15 protein-coding genes are annotated in these 21,061 nt (G+C 60.4%); 3 read left to right on the top strand and 12 right to left on the bottom strand.

The window, feature by feature from the left end; all coding sequences use genetic code 11:
- Nucleotides 1-112 precede the first annotated feature (112 nt).
- The 12 genes from recD to rppH all read right to left on the bottom strand — a co-directional run bounded on the left by recD (nucleotide 113) and on the right by rppH (nucleotide 18,413).
- Entirely contained in the window at nucleotides 113-1,954 is a 1,842-nt protein-coding gene (gene recD, locus EKL29_RS06955; protein WP_120451165.1) for an exodeoxyribonuclease V subunit alpha, read from the bottom strand.
- On the bottom strand, nucleotides 1,951-5,487 hold the full coding sequence (gene recB, locus EKL29_RS06950; protein WP_126689207.1) for an exodeoxyribonuclease V subunit beta: 3,537 nt from the start codon (nucleotides 5,485-5,487) through the stop codon (nucleotides 1,951-1,953). Before recB ends, recD begins: the two co-directional genes overlap by 4 nt.
- Nucleotides 5,484-8,375 (bottom strand): pitrilysin, encoded by a 2,892-nt coding sequence (ptrA, locus tag EKL29_RS06945; protein WP_126689206.1) that lies wholly within the window; start codon nucleotides 8,373-8,375, stop codon nucleotides 5,484-5,486. The genes recB and ptrA overlap by 4 nt, the downstream gene beginning before the upstream one ends.
- A gap of 118 nt (nucleotides 8,376-8,493) precedes the next feature.
- The gene (gene recC / locus EKL29_RS06940) at nucleotides 8,494-11,871 is read right to left on the bottom strand and encodes an exodeoxyribonuclease V subunit gamma (protein WP_126689205.1); all 3,378 of its coding nucleotides are present in this window, start codon (nucleotides 11,869-11,871) and stop codon (nucleotides 8,494-8,496) included.
- A gap of 102 nt (nucleotides 11,872-11,973) precedes the next feature.
- Nucleotides 11,974-12,198, bottom strand: coding sequence for a prepilin-type N-terminal cleavage/methylation domain-containing protein (locus EKL29_RS23225; RefSeq protein ID WP_311778980.1), 225 nt, complete (start codon nucleotides 12,196-12,198; stop codon nucleotides 11,974-11,976).
- 58 nt (nucleotides 12,199-12,256) lie between these two features.
- Nucleotides 12,257-12,655: a DUF2509 family protein gene (locus tag EKL29_RS06930; RefSeq protein ID WP_126689203.1), complete on the bottom strand. Its 399-nt coding sequence runs from the start codon at nucleotides 12,653-12,655 to the stop codon at nucleotides 12,257-12,259.
- The gene (locus EKL29_RS06925) at nucleotides 12,652-13,185 is read right to left on the bottom strand and encodes a prepilin peptidase-dependent protein (RefSeq protein WP_126689202.1); all 534 of its coding nucleotides are present in this window, start codon (nucleotides 13,183-13,185) and stop codon (nucleotides 12,652-12,654) included. Before EKL29_RS06925 ends, EKL29_RS06930 begins: the two co-directional genes overlap by 4 nt.
- Nucleotides 13,176-13,646, bottom strand: a complete 471-nt coding sequence (locus EKL29_RS06920; RefSeq protein ID WP_126689201.1) for a prepilin peptidase-dependent protein — start codon at nucleotides 13,644-13,646, stop codon at nucleotides 13,176-13,178. The genes EKL29_RS06925 and EKL29_RS06920 overlap by 10 nt, the downstream gene beginning before the upstream one ends.
- A gap of 186 nt (nucleotides 13,647-13,832) precedes the next feature.
- Entirely contained in the window at nucleotides 13,833-14,627 is a 795-nt protein-coding gene (gene thyA / locus EKL29_RS06915; protein ID WP_126689200.1) for a thymidylate synthase, read from the bottom strand.
- Nucleotides 14,624-15,505, bottom strand: coding sequence for a prolipoprotein diacylglyceryl transferase (gene lgt, locus EKL29_RS06910; RefSeq protein WP_120452814.1), 882 nt, complete (start codon nucleotides 15,503-15,505; stop codon nucleotides 14,624-14,626). The genes thyA and lgt overlap by 4 nt, the downstream gene beginning before the upstream one ends.
- Nucleotides 15,506-15,624: 119 nt before the next feature.
- On the bottom strand, nucleotides 15,625-17,871 hold the full coding sequence (ptsP, locus tag EKL29_RS06905; protein WP_126689199.1) for a phosphoenolpyruvate--protein phosphotransferase: 2,247 nt from the start codon (nucleotides 17,869-17,871) through the stop codon (nucleotides 15,625-15,627).
- Nucleotides 17,872-17,882: 11 nt separating this feature from the next.
- Nucleotides 17,883-18,413 (bottom strand): RNA pyrophosphohydrolase, encoded by a 531-nt coding sequence (gene rppH / locus EKL29_RS06900; protein ID WP_033752842.1) that lies wholly within the window; start codon nucleotides 18,411-18,413, stop codon nucleotides 17,883-17,885.
- Nucleotides 18,414-19,099: 686 nt separating this feature from the next.
- On the opposite strand from rppH, the gene mutH reads away from it, so the two are divergent.
- From mutH to EKL29_RS06885, 3 genes are all read left to right on the top strand, one after another.
- Nucleotides 19,100-19,777, top strand: coding sequence for a DNA mismatch repair endonuclease MutH (gene mutH, locus EKL29_RS06895; protein ID WP_126689198.1), 678 nt, complete (start codon nucleotides 19,100-19,102; stop codon nucleotides 19,775-19,777).
- 60 nt (nucleotides 19,778-19,837) lie between these two features.
- Nucleotides 19,838-20,548 (top strand): TerC family protein, encoded by a 711-nt coding sequence (locus EKL29_RS06890; protein WP_120451155.1) that lies wholly within the window; start codon nucleotides 19,838-19,840, stop codon nucleotides 20,546-20,548.
- 171 nt (nucleotides 20,549-20,719) lie between these two features.
- The gene (locus tag EKL29_RS06885; RefSeq protein ID WP_120451154.1) at nucleotides 20,720-20,938 is read left to right on the top strand and encodes a YgdI/YgdR family lipoprotein; all 219 of its coding nucleotides are present in this window, start codon (nucleotides 20,720-20,722) and stop codon (nucleotides 20,936-20,938) included.
- Nucleotides 20,939-21,061: the final 123 nt, after the last annotated feature.

Raw genomic sequence — 21,061 nt, 5'->3', positions numbered from 1 at the left:
GCTCAAGCATCCCTGCCCGCTCGGCCCGCGCCTTCCCTGGCGCGGGACGCTTTGTTCCACAGCCCCTGTTGCCCGCGCAGTAATGTACTGAGTCGTTTGCCAGAAACACCCGTCAGACGGCGAGACTAAGCCTTTCCACCAGCCCGCTGCGGCGCTGGGTTTGCAGCTGCACCGCACGCTGAAACACCGCAGGTTCGCTGTAGAGCGTCAGCCGCTTGCGCGCGCGGGTAATGGCGGTATAGACCAGCTCGCGCGTCAAAACCGGCGAAAACTGAGCGGGCATTACCAGCGCAGTATGTTCGAACTCCGACCCCTGCGACTTATGCACCGTCATCGCCCAGGCGGTATCGTGCGGCGGCAGGCGGCTCGGCTGTACTGCCTTCACCGAACCATCCGGCAGCGGGAAAAAGACCTTCAGCTGATTCTCTGCATCGCGCAGGGTAATGCCGATATCGCCGTTGAAGAGCCCCAGCGCGCTGTCGTTTCGCGTCACCATCACTGGCCGTCCCGCATACCAGCGGCTGCCGACCGCCGGACGGCGGATGCGCTGCAGCTGAACCAGACGCTGCTCGATGCGCTGATTCAACCCCTGAACGCCAAAGGGGCCGTCACGCAATGCGCAAAGCAGCTGATAGCGGCTGAACGCCTGCAGGATCTCCTCAACCGGCGCGCGCGCCTGCACTAATTTCAGGTAAGGACGGTAGCCCTCCGCTACGGCATCGAGCATAGCCTGATAGGCTTCGCCGCTCTGCAGCGCCTGAAAATCGATATCCTCAAAGGCGGCGTTAATCACCGCCTCGACCTCGCGCGCATCGCCGAGATTGACCGCGCGCGCCAGCTGACCAATGCCCGATTTCGCGTCGAAACGGTAACTTTTGCGCAGCAGGCAAATGCTGTCGCGCACGTCGGGGGCGCGCGCGTCATCCGCGCCGTCGAGCGCGCACTGCGTCAGCGCCACCAGCTGCTGCGCGCGCGACAGGCTGTAACCCGTTTCAGCGCAGCGACAGATATCGCCCAGCACGGCGCCCGCTTCCACCGACGCCAGCTGATCGCGATCGCCGAGGAAAATCACGCGCGCATGGTCAGGCAGCGCCGCGATCAGTTTCGCCATCATCGAGAGATCGACCATAGAGGCTTCGTCCACCACCAGCACATCAAGATGAAGCCGGTTTGAGGCGTGATAGCGCAGCCGCTGCGTATCGGGCTGCGCGCCCAGCAGGCGATGCAGCGTTGTGGCTTCGCTGGGAAAACGCGCCCGCTCCTCGTCGCTTACCGACAGCGCCTGCAGCGCCTGGCCGAGCGATTCGGTAAGGCGCGCCGCCGCTTTTCCGGTCGGTGCCGCCAGCTGAATACGCAGGCTGCTGCGGCTCAGGCGGATCATCGCCGCCAGCAGCTTCGCCACGGTGGTGGTTTTGCCCGTGCCGGGGCCGCCAGATATCACCGCCGTTTTGCGCGTCAGCGCCACGGCGGCAGCAATTTTTTGCCAGTCATCGGGACGATCGCCAAACAGCGCACTCAACACGTTCTGCGCGGCGGCGATATCCATCTCCGCCATCTCCACCTGCCGGGTGAAAAAGCGCGCCACCTGGCCTTCGCTTTGCCACAGGCGATGCAGATAAAGCCGTTCATGATTGAGCACCAGCGGCGTGGCGATGCCGCCATCGCTCAGCGCCGGCCAGCCCGATAGCGCCGTTTTCCAGCACGGCGGCGCGCCCGCTGCGCGCCATAAGGCCTGCGCCAGTTCGGGGTGACGTCCGGCGAACAGCGTCTCTGGGGTCAGGTGCGCCAGCGGCAGGCAGACATGGCCGTCGCCCGCTTCGGCGCTGACGCAGGCGGCCGCCAGCAGCCACGCGGGCTGTGAGGCGTCGGCGAGCAGCCGCGCGAACTGGAGATCGAGCGACCGCAGCAGACGTTTCTCTACCGCCTGATCGAGCAATGACACTATCTCCGTCATGCTTCCTCCTCTTTCGGGCGACGAAACAACGCGTCCAGCCCGTCGACGAACGCCGTCGACGGCCGCGCGGTAAAGATGCCGTTTTCCGGCGAACTGCCATCGACGCCGCGCAAAAACAGATAAAACACGCCGCCAAAGTGGCGTTGATAATCATAACCGGGCAGACGATGCTGCAGATAGCGATGCAGCGCCAGCGTATAGAGCTGGTATTGCAAGTCGTAGCGGTGATCCACCATCGCCTGCGCCATCGCCTCTGGGGTATAGGCCGCTTCGCTGTCGCCTAGCCAGTTGGATTTATAATCCAGCAGATAATATTGACCGTTCCAGCGAAATACCAGATCGATAAAGCCTTTCAGCATCCCCTGCACCTGATGAAACTCCAGACGCGGCGCGCGTGCCGACAGCGCATCGTGCTGGCGCATCAGCGTATCCAGCTCCGCTGCGTTAAGCATACGCTCCAGCGGCAGATAAAAAGCCATCTCTACCAGGCGGTCATGGTTTTGCAGCGCGCCCAGCGTCAGCCCGTCGTGATTAAGCGGCGTGTGCAGCACGCGCGCGATCCACGTCTCCAGCACCGGCAGCCAGTGCGGGGGGTAGCCGTTCTGTTCCAGCTGCGTCTCCAGCAGCGTCCGATCCGGCGGCCGGGTAAAATCGAACGATTCAAACAGGCCGTGCAAAAAGGTGCCCGGCGCCGCGCCGCGCGGAAAGTGATGCGGCGTCAGCACGTTCTCTGCTTCGCCGCCCTCTTCGCCAGCCGCGTCGATATCGAAAGTAGGCATCGCTTCCAGCAGCGGCGAACTGTTGTGCTGCTGTAAACCTGAGTAGCTGGTGACGCGCCAGGCGTCGCGTAGGTCGCGCGTGACCTGACGGCTGCTGAGCGCATCGTCGGGCTGCGCCTGCTCGCGCCAGTTTTCGCCGGGGATCAGATCGTCGCTCACTACCTCGGTATCACCATCCGCCAGCGTCGCCAGACAGGTGCGCAGACGGTCGGCGTTGCCGCTCTCTCCCTGCTGCACCAGATAGCCCAGCGCGCTCTTGTGCAGATCGCTGTCGCCCTCTTTTTTGCGCGCGCCTTTAAACAGCGGCGCAACGCCAACGCTACAGTGGTACACCGAGCGCGTCAGGGCGACGTAGAGCAGGCGCAAATCTTCCGCCAGTCGCTCCTGCTCGGCCAGCTCCATGCTCTGCTCGTCGCCCTGCACGTCGAGCAGCGTCGCGAAGCTCTCCCGGTCGTGATAGAGCGCGCTGGCCGCCTCACGAAAGCCGGCGGCGAAAGGCAGCCACACCAGCGGGTACTGCAATCCTTTGGATTTATGGATGGTAACGATCTGTACCAGATGGCGATCGCTCTCCAGGCGCAGCTGCTGATCCGCCGACTGGCTATTGGGCCGGGCGATCTGCTGGGCGAGAAAGCGCACCAGCGCATGGGGACTGTCGAGCTGCGTCGAGGCCTCTTGCAACAGCTCGCCAAGGTGCATCAGATCGGTGAGCCTGCGCTCGCCGTTCTCCGAGGCCAGCATATTTTCCGCCAGCTGCCGCTGATTCATCACGTCGCGCAGCATTGGCAGCACGCCGCGCTGGTGCCATAGCTGCTGCCAGCCAGCGAACTGCTCTACCAGCGCATCCCATTCGCGCTCGTTCTGGCTCAGCGTATCCAGCGAGGCGGCGTCGATAGCGAAAATCGAGGTGGCGAGCGCGCTGCGCAGCAGACGCTCCTGCTCCGGCGCCTGTATCGCCTGCAACAGCCACAGCAGCTCGCGCGCCTCGGGAGTGGTATAGACGCTGTCGCGGTTAGAGAGGTAGACCGACGGAATCGACAGGCCGTTCAGCGCGTCGCGAACCAGTCCTGCTTCGTTGCGGCTGCGCACCAGCACGGTAATATCGGACGCCTGAACCGGCCGCAGATTATCGCCCTTACCCAGCAGAGCGCGTCCCTGCTGTCCGGCCACCAGCCAGCGGCTGATATCGGCGGCGCACTGCTGCGCCATAAATTGCTGATAGTCACTTACGCCCACGCCGTCGCCGGGCTGCAGCCAGAAACGCAGCGCCGCCTGCGGCTGCGCATCTTTCAACAGCGTCAGATGCTGGTTCGGCTCGGCGGGTTTAACCGGCAGAAACGGGATAGCCGAAAAGAGAAACGGCGAATCCATGCGGGCGAAAAGGCGGTTTACGCTCTGCACCATTCCTGGCGACGATCGCCAGTTGGTATCAAGCGTGTAGTGGGCGCTGACCTCGCTGCGCGCGCGCAGATAGGTAAAAATATCGGCGCCGCGGAAGGCGTAAATAGCCTGTTTGGGATCGCCGATCAGCAGCAGCGCCAGCTCAGGCTGATTAAGATAGAGCGTGCGGAAAATACGGTACTGTTGCGGATCGGTATCCTGGAATTCATCGATCAGCGCCACCGGAAAACGGCCGCGGATAGTGTCGGCCAGCAGCGCGCCGCCCGGCTGCTGCAGCGCCTCGTCGAGCCGGCTCAGCAGATCGTCGAAGCCGAGCAGCGCGCGCAGGCGCTTCTCTTTACGCACCGCGTCGCGTACTTCCACCAGCGCGCGGGCGATAACCAGGTCACGCAGCGACAGCGGCTCGGCGAGAAAGGCCTCTACCGCCTGAAACAGCGGATGCTGCGGCGGCTCGCCTTTTTTGGTTTTTTCCAGCAGCACGCGCTGGGCGAAACGCTCCAGCTCTTTAGGAAAAAGATAGTCCACCGTTTCGCTGTTGGCCCACTGGGTGATTTTCGCCACCCAGAGCGGCAGATATTTACTGCTGTAGCTGCGCTTATCAACGCCGGACTGGCTGACGATGCCTTCAACTTCGTCGCTTACCGCCTGCCACTGCTGCTTCATGGCGCTGATGCGCGCCAGGTTGGCGGCGTGGCGCGTCGCAAGGGTTTCATCGTCGGCAGGTGGACGCTTCAGGCGCGGCGACTCGCCCTGCAGCCAGGGCCGCAGCGTCGTCAGCAGGCTTTCGGGTCCGTTCCACTCAGCGATAATGGCGCGCGCCACCTCCAGCGTCAGCGGATAGCAGTGGCGTCGCCAGAAGTCCGCCGTCGCCTGTTTAAACAGCGCCGCCTCATCCTCTATCAGCTCCTGCTCGAACAGCATGCCGGACTCAAAGGCGTTCAGGTTAAGCATGCGCTGGCAGAAGCCGTGAATAGTGAATATCGCCGCCTCGTCCATCTGACGCTCCGCCGCCAGCAGCAGCGAAGCGGCCTGCGAGAGATCGTCAATCTGGCCCAGCAGCTGCGCCAGCATCGGATTACTGCTGGCGCCGCGCACGCAGGCCAGCCGCAGCTCATGAATATTTTCGCGGATGCGTCCGCGCAGTTCAGCGGTGGCGGCCTCGGTAAAGGTCACTACCAGAATTTCTTCGACCGACAGCGGGCGGCTGTAACTGTTTTCGCCGCCCAACCCCAACAGCAGGCGCAAATAGAGCACGCCGATAGTGAAGGTTTTGCCGGTTCCCGCCGAAGCCTCGATCAGACGCTCGCCGCGCAGCGGCAGCGTCAGAGGATTCAGCGACTCAGGGTAACTCATTGCGTCTCACTCTTAACCGGTAGCGACTGCTGCAGTTTCGCTACCTCATTCCAGGTTTTCCATCCGGGCAGCCGCGCAAAGGCGACTTTTTCCGCGCTGTTGCCCGCAATCTGCGACGTCATCGCCATGCCCTCTTTTTTCATCACGGCACGGTGGAAGAAGTCCGCCAGCTCGCCCGGCGTCAGCTGCTGGATCGCTTCTATAACTTTCTGTCGGGTATCGAAGGCGTAATTCTGGCGATCGAAATCCCGGCTGTAGCGCGACGCCTCTTCATCAAGGGTTTGCGGCCGCTGCTTCAGCTGATTAATCATTGCCTGCTGATACTGGGCGAAGTCGCTCTGCGGCATGGCGCGCAGCCGTTTTTCCGCCTGCGGGTAAAAAGCCTGATAGCGCTGCAGCAGATAAGCGGGCTGCTTGCTGTTGCTTTGCAGCAGGAAGCCGATGCCCCACTGACGGCCGACCGGCATCTGGAAAGCGAATACCGCATAGCCCAGCTGCTCCTCGGTGCGCAGCTGATTGTAGAACCAGGGCTGCACGATCTGACTCAGCATAGAGCTGTTCGCCATGCTCTGATATTCGCCGTAGCCGAGTGGCACATAGAGCGCCGCCAGCGCCGAATCGGTGCTGCTGCCGGTTTTTTGCAGGTTGGCTTTCACGGGCTTAGCGAAGGAAACATAGTTGTTGCGCCAGAGCTGCGTACCCTGGGTCTGCATCTGCTGCTTCAGCTCGCGACCAAGCTGCGTCACGCTGTCGGCGCTGAGATTGCCGACCGCCAGCAGTTCAGGCGTCGCATGATGGATCAGATTGTCGCGATACGCCACTACCTCGTCGAGCCCGATCGCTTTGACCAGCGCGCGGCGCGTCTCGCGCTGCGTATAGGGAAGCTGCGACAGCATCTGCATCGGCTGGATAGCCATTTCAAACGCTTTGCCTTTGTCCGCCGCGTCCAGCTGATCCAGATACCAGGATTTCGCCTGCTCCAGCTGCTGCTGCGTCGGCTGGAACGTGGCATAGCCTTCAACCAGTTTTTTCAGCAGCGTCGGCAACCGCTGGGTAAAGCCGCTGGCGGTGAACACCAGCCCATCATTTTCGCTGGTAGAGAAGCTGATGCCGCCGACCGAGGCCTGCGAGTTCAGCTCATCCAGCGCCAGGCTGGAGAGATAATCGTTCAGGCCGAACAGCACCTGCTGGCGCGCGTCGCTGATGGCGTGCTGATTGCGCAGCGCCAGCATCACAGAGGCTTTCGGCTCGCTGGCGTAGAACTGGCTGGGCATCCAGTAGATAGGCATGCCGACGTCATTGGGCAGCGAAACTGGATGGGTATAGCTTTTGCCGTCCTGCGTGATCAGGGTGAAATCGTCAGGAATATAGGGGTTCAGCGTCGGCATTGAGAGCTGGATATGGCTGGCGCGCTGTCGCCAGTCGGCGAAGGTCTGATCGCTGATACGATCGACCTGATAGGGCGCATTAACAAAGTAGGCCACTTTGTTGTGCGGCTCCTGCGGGCTGATATACCAGATGCGCGCATGCTGCGGCGTCATCTCGTCAAGGCGCGCTTTAATGGCGGCGGCGTCGTAGTCATCGGCCAGATAAGGCGCATCCAGCGTATGCTCAACCGGCACGCGCAGCATGGTGTCCGCCAGCCACTCGATGTAATCCATATCGCGCGTCAGCGAGGGATAGCGAAAATCGAGCGCCAGCACGTGGGAGACTTCGTCAAAGTAGCGCTTGTCGATGCCCTGCTCACGCAGCATGGCGATATAGCTGAAGATCGCCGCCACCACTTCATCGCGCTGCGCCAGGCCTTTATCGGTGAGCGAGGCAGTAATGGCGAAGACGCCGCTGCTGCGTTCGCTCATCGGGTCGGCGCCAGCATTGACGCCGTCAGCCAGCCCCTGCTTTTGCAGCCAGTCGACCAGGGTATTTTTGCTGCGGTTGCCGATGAGATAGCCGATCAGCGTATCGGTTTTGCTGCGGAAGCGATCGCTGTTATTCGCAATGCGGAACTCAATTTTGAGCTGTTTGCGCGGCTGCGCCGGGACATAGTGGATCACGATGCCCTGCTGCGCCTCGGTAACCACAGGTGCGTCGATAGCCGGAACCGCCGCATCGTGATTCGCGATGCGGCCAAAGGTGTTGGCGGCGATCTGCGCCATCTCCGGCAAGGGTTTGTTGCTGTAGAGCACCGCTTTCATCAGGTTGGCGGAGTAATGGGTATGGTAGAACGCCGACAGCGCATCCAGCAGCTTGCTGTCCGGCTTATCTTTCAGCGTATCGAGATTGCCGCCCGAAAAGCGCGAGCCGGGATGCGCCGGATTCAGCGTCTCCGCGCCGACCTGCGCCATACGCAAGCCGTCGCGCGAGCGCGCCATCGTCAGCTCGGCGTTGACGGCGTTGCGTTCGCGATCGGCGTTAACCGGATCGAGCAACGGCGCAGCCAGCGCGTCCGCCATGCGGTCCACCGCCGGTTCCAGCGCATCGTTTTCCACCTCCAGGTAGAACGCGGTGCGGTAGGAGGCGGTGCTGGCGTTGTGACTGCCGCCATGCTTTTTCAGGAACTCCGCCAGGTTATCCGGCTGCGGATAGCGCTGCGAACCCATCAGCACCATATGCTCCAGAAAGTGCGCCAGGCCGAGCTGTTGATCCGGGTCGTCCAGCGAGCCGATCGGCAGCGTCAGCGCCGCCAGCGATTTTGGCGCCTGCGCGTCGGAGACCAGCAGTACGGTCAGGCCGTTGTCGAGCCGGATAGCCTGATACTGGCGCGGATCTTTTTCGCTTTTGCGAATGGCTTCATTAACCGGCGTCCAGCCCGTCGCGGCCTGTGCCAGCGAGGCGCAGGTCGCCAGGCTCAACATTAGCGCCGCTATCCAGCGAGCGTATCTACGCATGTAAACCCCTTCTGTTACCCTTGAAACTGCGCTGCCGGGCAGGCGCAGCCGAAAATGGTTCAAACTGACGTGACCTTTTTATCGGGCGTCGACGCGTCAGAGCTCGTCGCGCCACTTGCTATTCATCATCCAGGTGGGCCTGCAATACCGGCAGATACCAGCGTTGCGCGGCCTCGGTGATCTGCGCTATCTGCGCGTCGTTCAGGACGCGGCACAGTCGTTGCAGGTAGGGATCGCCGCCCTCGCCTTCCTGCTGATAACCGCCTATCCAGGCCTGCAGCAGCCGATTGCGCGCCTTGACCTGGGTGGCTTCATCCAGCAGCAGCTGCTGCGTTTTTTTGTCGTAGCTTGCCGTCAGCCAGGCACCACCGCTCTTGTTCAACAGCAGCAGCGGTTGCGACATGCCTTGCTTATAGCCCTGCATATAGCGCGTCAGCATCGCCTCGGCCTCTGGCTGCGCCACCGCCGCAAAGCGCCAGCGGCTGTTCTCTCTGCCCATCATGCGGCTTTCGCCGCTGCCGCCCAGCGCACAGTAGATCAGGTGCTCCAGCCAGAGCAGCAGGCCGTCGTTCATATTAAGCACGCCGGGACGCCAGCGCAGCAGACCGTCGTGCTGTACCTGCGTCAGCCAGCCGGTCAGCGTAACGCCGTCAAGCGGCAGATTCACCTCCCAGCTCTCGCCTTCGCTGCGCTGCTCAATGACCGCCGCCGCCACTTCCTGCATCTCCTCCTGCTGCGCCTGCCAGAAGAGCTCGCCGAACGCGCCGTAAGGCAGATTGCCCGCCGCGCGATGCAGGGCGTACAGCCGCTGCGTATCTTCGCCCTCCACCAGCGCGTTCAGCAGCTCGGCGTTGATCTGGTACCGCTCCAGACTGTCGAGCGCGAAAGGCTCATTGTCTGACAGCTCCGTCTCCTCCAGCCAGAAAGTGACGCCGAGCCGCTGATGAAACCAGGCGCGCACCGGATGACGCCAGAAGCGCAGGAACTGCTCGCAGGAGACGGACTCCATCTCCGACAGCGGCAGCGGCTGGACAAAGTCGGGCTGCGCCTCGCCTTTTCCCTGCGCGGCGGGCAGCCATTCGCGCGCAAAACTGTGGCATCGTGACTGCGGCTGAAAATTTTCCGCGGCGAACGGCATACGGCTGTGCAGATGCTGGATATGCTGCTGGACGCGCTGCGCGCTCTCATCCAGCTCTTTTGCCTCATCGCCGGGCAGACAGAAGCTCTGGCCAATGTAATCCAGCAGCTCTGTGACCAGCACAGAGGGATAGCGTTCCGTATTATCCTGAATTGCGCGACCGATATAGCTGATATAGAGCCGATCCTGCGCCGAAAGCAGCGCTTCAAGGAACAGATAGCGATCGTCGTCGCGCCGGCTGCGATCGCCTTTGCGCGTCTGTTGCTGCATCAGGTCAAAGCCCGGCGCCGGCAGCGTGCGGGGATAGACGCCGTCGTTCATGCCAAGCAGACAGACCACGCGGAAGGGGATCGAGCGCATCGGCATCAGCGTGCAGAAGTTAATCTGTCCGGCGAGGAAGCGCTGGCTGATGCGCTGCTGATCGAGGCGCGCGCGCAGATCGTCGCGCAGCAGCGTCACGGGAATAGCGGCCTGATAGCGCGCGGCCTGCCCATATTCGATCAGCTGCTTCCACTGCTCCTCCACCAGCAGCAGCGCCGCGTCCGCTTCGGCGTCGCCGTGAAAGAAGTCATTGATCATCTCCCGACAGAGCGGCAACCACCCTTCCAGCGGTCGGGATTCGCTGAGGCGCGCGCGCCAGTGGTTCAGGCGCATCAGCAGCTCCGCCAGATGACCGGCCAGCTCGCCGACTAAGCCGCTCGATTCGTCATAGGGCAAAATGCCCTGCCAGTCGCCGTGATGACTCTCCATCGCATAGCCCAGCAGCATACGCTCCAGGCCAAAGCGCCAGGTGTGCTGGCCCGTGACCGGCAGCGCCAGCGCTTCGGCACTGTCATCGTCCAGCCCCCAGCGCACGCCAGATTCATCGACCCAGCGGCGCAGCAGGCGCAGGCCGCTCTCATCCACGGAGAACCGGTTCGCCAGCGCCGGGACCTCCAGCAGCGCCAGCACATCTTCCGCCGCAAAGCGGCTGTCCGGCAGCGCCAGCAGGCTCAGAAAGGCAAAGATAGCCGGATGCGCCTGGCTGGCGCGGCGATCGGAGATAGAGAACGGCAGATAGCGATCGGCGGGCGCGTTGGCGAAGACCGCCTGGATAAAGGGCGCGTAGCTGTCGATATCGGCGACCATCACAATGATATCGCGCGGCTTAAGCGCGGGATCTGCTTCCATCATCGCCAGCAGGTGATCCTGCAGCACCTCCACTTCGCGCTGCGCGCTGTGGCAGATCTGCACGCTAATCGAGCGATCGTCGGGATCGAGCGGACGCTTGTTGCCGCTCCAGGCCAGCTCCTCCGCGTTCAGCCCCAGCACCGCGTTGTCCTGCAGATTCAGCAGATCGTGCTGCATGGCATGCAGCAGATTGTCCTCTTCCACCTCGACAAAGGCGTCGACGTCATCCGCCTCGTCCATCTGGCTGAGCAGGAACAGGTTGTCGCGGCCCAGCTTGCCCCAGGAGGCGAGCAGCGGATTGCTGAGCTGCTGTTCGCCTTCGGCGTTGAAACGCGCCGGCGCCTCAAGCGGATCGCTGAAGAGATCGCGCGACTCTTCGCTGTCGAGGCGACGGCGCTGGCGGCTCTGCAGCTTCGCGAGGAAGGCGTAATCCTGAATATCGCCCCAGTAGTCGCGGCAGGGATTGGTGAACAACAGATGAATATCGATATGGCGGCCCAGCGCCTGCAGCGCCTGTAAATAGACCGGCGGCAAGGCGGAAATGCCGCAGATAAACACGCGCTTTGGCAGGCCAGAGGGGGGCCGCTCCGCCCGTTCCAGCGTCTGGATAAAGCGCGCGTAGAGGTTGGCGCGATGCCATTTCGGCTGTCCCAGCGCCTCGGTGTAGGCCACCAGGTCACGCCAGAGCGCCGACTGCCACAGCTGCGCGTCGCCTAAACCGTCGACCAGCTCGCCCTGTTCCCAGCGGTTCAGCCAGTCGGCGCGGTAGACCAGATACTGGTCAAAGAGATCGGCAACGCGGGAGCAGAGCTGGAAGAGTTTGCGCTTATCGCTGTCGTCGTGCAGATAGTGGCGCAGCGAGACAAACGCCTCCTGCGTCAGCAGTTCAGGCAAGCGATGCATCAGTTTCCAGCTCATGCTGGCTTTGGTAAAAGCGCTCTCGGCAGGAATGTCCGGCAGCACGCGCACGAACATATCCCAGATAAAAGAGGCGGGCAGAGGAAATTCAATATTGGCGGCGATACCGAAGGTTTGCGCCAGTTCCATCTGCAGCCACTGCGCCATGCCGGGACTCTGCACCAGCACGGTTTCGGCGGAAAAAGGATCGCTGAGGGGGTCATGTTCTATCACCGCTGCCGCGAGAATCTTCAGAACATCGAGCTGGTTTGAGTGATAAACGTGAAACATGGAAACTCCTGTGGTGACACTGTCTGGCGCGGCAAAGCGGCAGACTGGTCACTCTACCGCGGATCGCCGGGGTTGCCCATAGCGTGCGGGCTCTTTTGCCTCTCAGCAACGTAAACGCGTCAATATGGCGTGCCCCTGATACGCTCCGCTGACCTCAGCGCGTTCCAGCGTACAGTTCGAAGCGCTGCTGCGCTCAAGCGACGTACGCCAGCCCGGCATCTCATGCCCCATCAGACGCTGCGCGGCGACGCGTACGGCGACGCGTTGCTGCCACTGCTGGCTGAAGCCCTGCGCCAGAGCGAGCTGATAGTGCAGCAGCGCGCTCACGCTCGTCGCCAGCAGCAACAGCGCGAACAGCGCTTCCGGCAGGCTAAAGCCACGCTGCTTACAGACAGCGTTTCGCCGTCGCCAGCGGGCAGTAATCGATCCAGCCGTGCGGCAACGGTCTGAGCCGGTAGCCCTCCTTTGCCACCCAGCGCCACAGCGCCAGTTCGCTTGCCGCCGCGCGGCCTTTAAGCAACGCCCGTTCATCGCTCACCTTCTGTAAACAACTTTCCCAGCCCTGCCGTCGCTCTTGCTGGCAGCCCTGCGCCTGCGGCCAGTTCAGCGTCAGCCCCCACTGCAGCGCCGACTGCGCCGCCCAGAAATCGTGATAGTGCTGCCGCTCGTCGGCGACCAGCGACATGCCCTGCTCCAGCCTTTCCCGGCTGGCGCGCAGCGTCAGGCTACCCATCAGCAAAATCATCAGCACCATGCCCAGCGCGCTGTTGCCTTTTTGATTCACAGGTTTTCTCCCTCGACCCAGCTCTCCAGCGTTTCCTGCTCGCTGCCGGCGCGCCCAGCCAGACGCAGCTTAATCAGCGCGCCCGCTTGCTCTACGCTGAACTGCTCAACCGCGAGAAAAGCGGGATCGGTGAGGCGTTCCCAGCCTGTTCCGCCGCATCCGTCCGCGCCGCGTCGGGTTTCCAGCTGCTTTTGCCGCAACCGAAAGCCGTAATAATCGCTTTCGCCGTACGCGACGCCTTCCCATTTTCCATTGCTGTTGTCGTCCCAGCGCAGCAGCAGGCAGTCGCCGGAGGCGCTAAACCCCGCCGCGCCGCAGTCGCCGTTACAGTAGCCCGCGCGGCGCACCGCTTTTTCCAGCGTCTGCATCACCTGCTGCAGATCTTCGCGCAGCTGAACGCGCTGTTGCAGGCGCAGGTTTTCCCCCATCAGCAGCGGTAAAAACCGGCCTGCGCTCAGCATCAGCACGGCGCTGATGGCCATCGCCACCAGCATCTCCAGCAAACTGAACCCGGCCATCTTCAGTCGCATCCCTGTTCCTCCGGCTGGCAGAGGCGAATGCGGGCGCGGGCGGAAATAATCAACCGCAGCCTGCCGCTTGCGTTGCCAAACTCCAGGCTGCCCGCCTTCGCCATATTGCGGCGGCCGTAAAAGCCCGGCTCGCCGCGCACGCCGGTCAGGCTAACGCCGGGATAAGGCGCGATAAACTGCAGTCGCCTTCCGCGCTCACAGCCAGCCTCGGGTTTCGGCCCGCTACCCAGACACCAGCGTTCGCCCGGTATCAGCCAGAGCGTGCGATCCTGGCTCTGCCAGTTGGCCTGCGCCCGCAGGCGCTGTAAAAAGCCCTGCAGCTGTTGCGCGGTCTCGCGCAGCTGCTGTCGCTGCTGCCAGCGCTGCCAGCCCTGAAGTGCGCCGAGGCTGAGGATGCCGACGATAACCAGTACGAACAGCAGCTCCGGCAGCGTAAAGCCATAGTGGGGTTCTTTTTTCATGGCGAAACTCTGCCGCTTTGCCAACATAGTCGCGAGCGGCGTTGTGCCGGACTGCGCGCCGCGTTCCAGCAAAGATGTCAGGGTTGCATCAGGCAGCAAAAGGGTGCGAGAGGGCGCGCTAAAAAGCAGAAAAAAAGCCCCGGCGAGCAAGGCTGCGCCAGGGCTTTATAACAGCAGGCAGAAGCGTTACACCGCTACCGGCGCCTTGATGGCCGGGTGAGGATCGTAGCCTTCGATCTCAAAATCTTCGAAGCGATAATCGAAGATCGAGTCGGGCTTGCGCTTAATCACCAGCTTCGGCAGCGGGCGCGGCTCGCGCGTCAGCTGCAGGCGCGCCTGCTCCAGATGGTTGCTGTAGAGGTGCGTGTCGCCGCCGGTCCAGACGAAATCACCCACCTGCAGATCGCACTGCTGCGCCACCATATGGACCAGCAGCGCGTAGCTGGCGATATTGAACGGCAGGCCGAGGAAAATATCGCAGGAGCGCTGATAGAGCTGACAGGAGAGCTTGCCGTCCGCCACGTAAAACTGGAAAAAAGCGTGACACGGCGCCAGCGCCATCTCGTCCAGTTCGCCGACGTTCCACGCCGAAACGATAATGCGGCGCGAGTCGGGATCGCGCTTCAGCTGTTCGATAACCTTCGCTATCTGGTCGATCTCTTCGCCGCGCGCGCTGCCCCAGCTGCGCCACTGTTTACCGTAGACCGGGCCGAGGTCGCCCTTTTCATCAGCCCACTCGTCCCAGATAGTGACGTTATTCTCTTTCAGGTAGCCGATATTGGTCTCGCCCTTCAGGAACCACAGCAGCTCGTGAATAATCGAGCGCAAATGCACTTTTTTGGTGGTCACCAGCGGAAAGCCATCTTGCAGGTTGAAACGCATCTGGTGACCGAAAATCGACAGCGTGCCAGTACCAGTACGGTCAGATTTCGGCGTGCCATGGTTCAGCACATGTTGCATCAGGTCCAGATACTGTTTCATTTTACCTCTCGAGTGTGTTGCTGCGGGCGACGACGATACGCCCAGACCATCATAATAACACCTGCCAGGATCATCGGAATGGAGAGGATTTGCCCCATACTGACGCCGCCTTCAAACAGGCCGAGCTGCGCATCCGGCTGGCGGAAGAATTCAACGATAATGCGAAACGCGCCATAGCCGATCAGGAACAGGCCGGAGACGCTGCCCATCGGACGCGGTTTGCGAATAAACAGGTTCAGAATAATAAACAGCACCACGCCTTCCAGCATCAGCTCATACAGCTGTGACGGATGACGCGGCAGCACGCCGTAGGTATTCAGCAGTTCCTGATAGCGCGGATTACTCGCCGCCAGCGCCACATCCTCGCTGCGCGAGCCTGGGAACAGCATGGCAAATTTGAAGTCAGGCGCGACGCGGCCCCACAGCTCGCCGTTGATAAAGTTGCCGAGACGACCGGCGCCAAGGCCGAACGGGATCAGCGGCGCGATAAAGTCAGAGACCTGGAAAAAGGTGCGTCTGGTGCGGCGCGCGAAAATCATCATCACCACGATCACGCCGATCAGGCCACCGTGGAACGACATGCCGCCATCCCATACTTTGAACAGATAGAGCGGATTTTCCAGAAACAGCGGCAGGTTATAGAAGAGCACGTAGCCGATGCGGCCACCAAGGAAAACGCCGAGGAACCCCGCGTAGAGCAGGTTTTCCACTTCCTCTTTTTTCCAGCCGCTGCCGGGTTGGTTAGCGCGGCGAACCGCCAGCCACATGGCAAAAATAAAGCCGACAAGATACATCAGTCCGTACCAGTGCAGCGAAACCGGTCCGATAGAGAAGATCACCGGATCGAACTGCGGAAATGCGATATAGCCGTTATTCATCATTCACCATTCAATTTTCAGCCCTGAAAAAGGGGCGCCAGGCGGATATGTTAAAGGCTGCGCATCATAGCACAGCCTGGTTTTTTACAGAGCAGCGTAAATGTAAACGAGGATAACGCTCAGCGCCCGCCGCGGATCAGACCGCCCAGCCCGCGCCGCTCCATAAAGGCGGCGACCAGGTGGCGAACCTCCGATGCGGTATGCGCGCTGAGGCCTTGCTCGCTTAGCTTCTGCGTCTCTTCTTTATCCAGATGGCGCAGCAGATACTTTACGCGCGGCACATTCTTGCCGTTCATGCTGAGATGGTGATAGCCAAGCCCCACCAGCAGCGCGACGCACATCGGATCGCCCGCCATTTCACCACAAAGACAGAGTTCAAGATTCGCCAGACGGGCTTCGGTGGCGATCGACCGCAGCGCGCGCAGCATGGCGGGATGCAGCGGATCGTAAAGATTGGCGACGCGCGTGTTGTTGCGATCGACCGCCATCAGGTACTGGGTCAGGTCGTTGGTGCCGACCGAGACGAAATCGACGCGCGTCTGCAGCTGCGGGATCATAAACAACATCGACGGTACTTCGATCATCACGCCGACGCGCGGCTTCGGAATCACATAGCCCAGCATCTCTTCCACTTCGCGTCCGGCGCGCTGGATCAGCCGCACCGCGTCATCAATCTCGTCGATATGGCTGATCATTGGCAGCAAAATGCTGAGGTTGCCGGAGGCGGCGTTGGCGCGCAGCATGGCGCGCACTTGCACCAGAAAGATTTCCGGCTGATCCAGCGTCAGACGGATGCCGCGCCAGCCGAGGCAGGGGTTCTCTTCGCTGATCGGCATATAGGGCAGCTGTTTGTCAGCGCCGACGTCCAGCGTGCGCAGCGTGACCGGCTTATTGTGAAACAGCTGCAGCATGCCCTGATACTGCGCAACCTGCTCCTCTTCGGAGGGAAAGCCGTTTTGCAGCATAAAGGGAATTTCAGTGCGGTAGAGGCCGATGCCGTCCACCCAGCTGTCGAGCGTCTGCTCATGCTCCGGGCTGAGGCCAGCGTTAAGCATCACCTGGATGCGCTCGCCGCTTTTTAGTTCGCCCGGCTGATCGACGACCCCTTCCGCCATTTTGCTCAGCGCGTTCTCTTCGCTGATCAGACGCTGATACTCCTGCACCAGTACCGGTTCAGGATCGATCAGCAGCTCGCCGCGATAGCCGTCGACAATCAGCAGGCGTTTATTCAGCTGCGCAGGCAGGATATCCGCGCCCATTACCGTGGGAATGCCCATGGCGCGCGTCAGGATAGCAGCGTGCGAGTTGGAGGCGCCATCGCGCACCACGATGCCCGCCAGCCGCTCGTGCGGCAGCTCCGCCAGGGTAGTAGCGGTAAGCTCGTCGGCGACCAGCACAAAACGCTCTGGCCAGGCGTTGGTGCCGACCAGAGAATCATCGAGATGAAACAGCAGGCGCTGCCCTAACACGCGCAGATCGCCTGCGCGCTCGCGCAGGTAGTTATCGCTCAGGCTGGCGAACTGGGCGGCGAATTTTTCGATCACCTTTTTTACCGCCCATTCGGCGACCGATCCCTGTTCGATCTCGTCGAACAGATCCTTTTTCAGGCGGGCGTCGGTTAACAGGTGGGAGTAGAGATCGAAGATCGCCGCGCTCTCTTTCTGCACGCCGGCGGCGAAACGTTTGCTGAAACGGCGAAACTCGCTGGCGGCTTCGTTCATCGCCACCACCAGCCGTTCGCGTTCGCGCTGAATATCGAGCGTTGAGGCGGCGGAGACCTGATCCAGCAGCGGCTGAGTTTCATCGACCCAGCCTGGCGCGACAGCGACGCCGGGCGCGGCAGCGATAGCGCGTACCCGCGTCTGGCGGAACTGGCCGAAGAGCTGACAGAGCTGCGACTGCGACAGCAGGGTCGCCATCTGCGTCGCCAGCGTAACCAGGAAAGACTCTTCGCTTTCGTCGAACTGTCGGTGTTCGCGCTGCTGTACCACCAGCACGCCCAACAGCTGACGGCGACTGATAATCGGCACGCCGAGGAAAGAGCGATAGCGCTCTTCTTTCACTGCAGGAATATATTTGAAGCTGGGGTGACTTTGCGCATCCGCAAGGTTGATAGGTTCGGCGAGACGTCCCACCAGGCCGACGATCCCTTCGTCGAACGCCAGCGTAACGGTGCGCCCGCGCGGTTTTTTCAGGCCTCGCGTGGCCATCAGGTAGTAGCAATGGTGTTCATGATCTGCGAGATAAACGGAGCACACTTCCGTGTCCATCGCCAGGCAGATCTCATTGACCAGAATGTCGAGCGCGTCGGTAAGACGTGGCGCGCCCGCCACCTTTTCTACTATTTCGCGCAACTGAGTGAGCATAAGGGCGTGGCCTATCCTCTTTTTCGTCGATGGGCTGGCGCGCTGCGCTGCTGCCCCGCACTCTCCTGCATCGACATTACCACGCCAGCGAATTCCTTCATGACGCGGCGATAGACATCGCGTTTAAAGGAGACAACCTGACGCACCGGATACCAGAAGCTCACCCAGCGCCAGCCGTCGAACTCCGGCGTGCTGCTGTGTTGCACATTGATATCCGCGTCACTGCTCATCAACTGCAGAAGAAACCACTTTTGTTTCTGGCCGATACACACCGGCTTTGTGTCCCAACGCACCAAACGTTTTGGCAATTTGTAGCGCAACCAGTTTCGGGTAGATGCAAGTATTCGAACATCTTTACGGTGTAAACCCACTTCTTCGAACAGTTCACGATACATCGCCTGTTCGGCGGTTTCACCGGGATTGATGCCTCCCTGAGGAAACTGCCAGGAGTGCTGTCCAAAGCGCCTGGCCCACAACACTTGTCCTTGCCTGTTACAGATTACGATACCAACATTCGGGCGGTAGCCATCATCATCGATCACTGGACTACCTCAAAGCTAAATTTGAATAGCCTGATTGTTTCACACTCCTTACAGGCGGTAAACCACTGGATTGCCGGGAAGAACGGCGCGTCGAGCCTGGATAACTCACAGCTCAGCCCAGAGTTATAAACAGTTGAGGCGCTAAAGCGCCGATCTTATTCACGTTTTCTGTGGATAGCTTTGTGCAGAACGCGGGAATTAGCTGGATAAACTTTTGCAGGCGTTAAAAAGGGCAAACACAACAATTCTGTTTTTATCAATTAAAAACAGCCATTTAAATAACTCTTATTCAGAATTCATTTTCCTGGCTTTTCAGTGAATAGCGCAGATCGCTTTTAGCTGGTCAAAGATCAAGCGACGCCGTTTTTATCCACAGACAATGGAGTAAACTTGCTCATCACTGGACAGAAAAGCGGCTTTTCCACTGAAGTCAAGGCTGTAAATGGAACCAGTAATGGTGATGTAGCGGGGTTATCCCACCGATCTGTGGATAACTTAGCTTAAGATCCTGTTCATTAATGCCATTAGTCCGGGATAACCTTGCCTTGCCGCAGAGAGTTAAAAAATAACGCCGTTAAAAAAGCATGACGAATCATGCTATTATCGACGTCCTTTCTCCTGATGCCGCTGTGGGAAAAGAGCCCAGAGAAAAAATTGTTCATTTTTTAACCATACAGGTTTTCGCCATGTTCCAGCTTCCTGCTCCGCCCGAAAATGAAGCCGTTCTGTTAACGCGCGCGCACGCGCTGGCGGGACAGACGCTGGAAACCCTCGCACAGCAGGCTGGCCTGACGATGCCGGCCGATCTGAAACGGGATAAAGGTTGGGTCGGCATGCTGCTTGAGCGCTATCTCGGCGCCAGCGCAGGCAGCAAGGCGGAGCAGGATTTCGCCCATCTCGGTATTGAGCTCAAAACCATTCCCATTGACGCGCAAGGCAAGCCGCTGGAGACCACCTTTGTCTGCGTGGCACCGCTGACCGGCAACAGCGGCGTGACCTGGGAGACCAGCCATGTGCGCCATAAGCTGGCGCGCGTACTCTGGATCCCGGTAGAGGGCGATCGCGCTATTTCGCTTGCTCAGCGCCGCGTCGGCGCGCCGCTGCTGTGGAGCCCGAGCGAGGAGGAAGATCGAATGCTGCGCCAGGACTGGGAGGAACTGATGGATATGATCGTACTGGGCCAGGTTGAGCGCATCACCGCCCGCCACGGCGCCTGGTTGCAAATCCGTCCGAAAGCGGCCAACAGCCGGGCGCTCACTGAAGGCATCGGCGAACACGGCGAGCCGATTATGACCCTGCCGCGCGGTTTTTATCTGAAAAAGAGCTTCACCGCCCCGCTGCTGGCGCGACATTTTTTACTGTGAGTTCATGAAAGCGGATGCGTATAATCGCCGTTTACTTTTCGTTTAAGATTGAGTGTGCGCATGTTTGAGTGGATAACCGATCCCAACGCCTGGCTGGCGCTGGGCACGCTGACCATCCTCGAAGTGGTTCTGGGTATTGATAATATTATTTTCCTGTCGCTGGTCGTCGCAAAACTTCCCAAACAACAGCAGGCCAGCGCCCGCCGTCTCGGGCTGATGGGCGCGATGCTGATGCGTCTCGCCCTGCTGGCCTCTATCGCCTGGGTCGCGCGTCTGACCCATCCGCTCTTTACCCTGTTCGATCACCCCTTCTCCTGGCGCGATCTGATCCTGCTCGGCGGCGGTTTGTTTCTGCTGTGGAAGTCGAGTATGGAGATCCATGAAACCATTGAAGGCGGCGAAGAGGAGCATAAAACCAATGTTCATTCTTTCCTCGGCGCCATTGTGCAGATTATGCTGCTGGACATTATCTTCAGCCTGGATTCGGTGATCACCGCCGTCGGCCTCTCCGACCACCTCTTCATTATGATGGCGGCCGTCGTGATCGCCGTTCTGATGATGATGTTCGCCGCGCGCGCCATCGGCGAGTTTGTTGACCGTCATCCCTCAATAAAAATGCTGGCCCTCTCCTTTTTGATTCTAGTGGGTTTTACCCTGATCCTGGAGAGTTTCGCGGTGCATGTACCAAAAGGTTACATCTATTTCGCGATGTTCTTCTCCATAGCCGTCGAATGCCTGAACCTGATGCGCAGCAAGAAAAAGGCGGCGTAAGGGGTAAAAAAGTCAAGGGCGGCCGCTGGCCGCCCTGTTATTTTCAGATTCATGCGATAACGCAAAGCGTCAAAACGATTTATTACTACACTTTTTGCTGTTGATGCTGCGCGGTCCTGTCACCAGGACGACGCAGCCCACTGGCTGACGGGAGTGAGAGGAATAAGCGTGATGAAAGAGTTGGCAGGCGTAGCAGTATTGATTTTTGCCGCCGTTACACTGAGCGGATGCAGTTCAGATTATGTAATGGCCACAAAAAATGGACAGATGATCATGACGGAAGGCAAGCCGACCATAGATAAAGAGACGGGGCTGGTTAAATATATCGATCAGTCCGGCCATGAAGTGCAGATCAATGGCGACGAAGTGTCGACCATCATTGAGCGTTAAGTGCCATTTCAACTCACCTGTCCCGCAATTTGTCCGGACAGGTGATTTCCCCGATTTTCCCCACTTCCTTCCCTGTTGATTCACGCGTTATAGTCCCAACGGACACATCATTACATTCCAAAA

The organism is Pantoea sp. YU22 (genome assembly GCF_003970755.1).
Lineage (GTDB): Bacteria > Pseudomonadota > Gammaproteobacteria > Enterobacterales > Enterobacteriaceae > Pantoea > Pantoea piersonii.
Note: the sequence above shows the minus strand (reverse complement) of the source record. Positions and strands in the feature narration are given on the sequence as shown.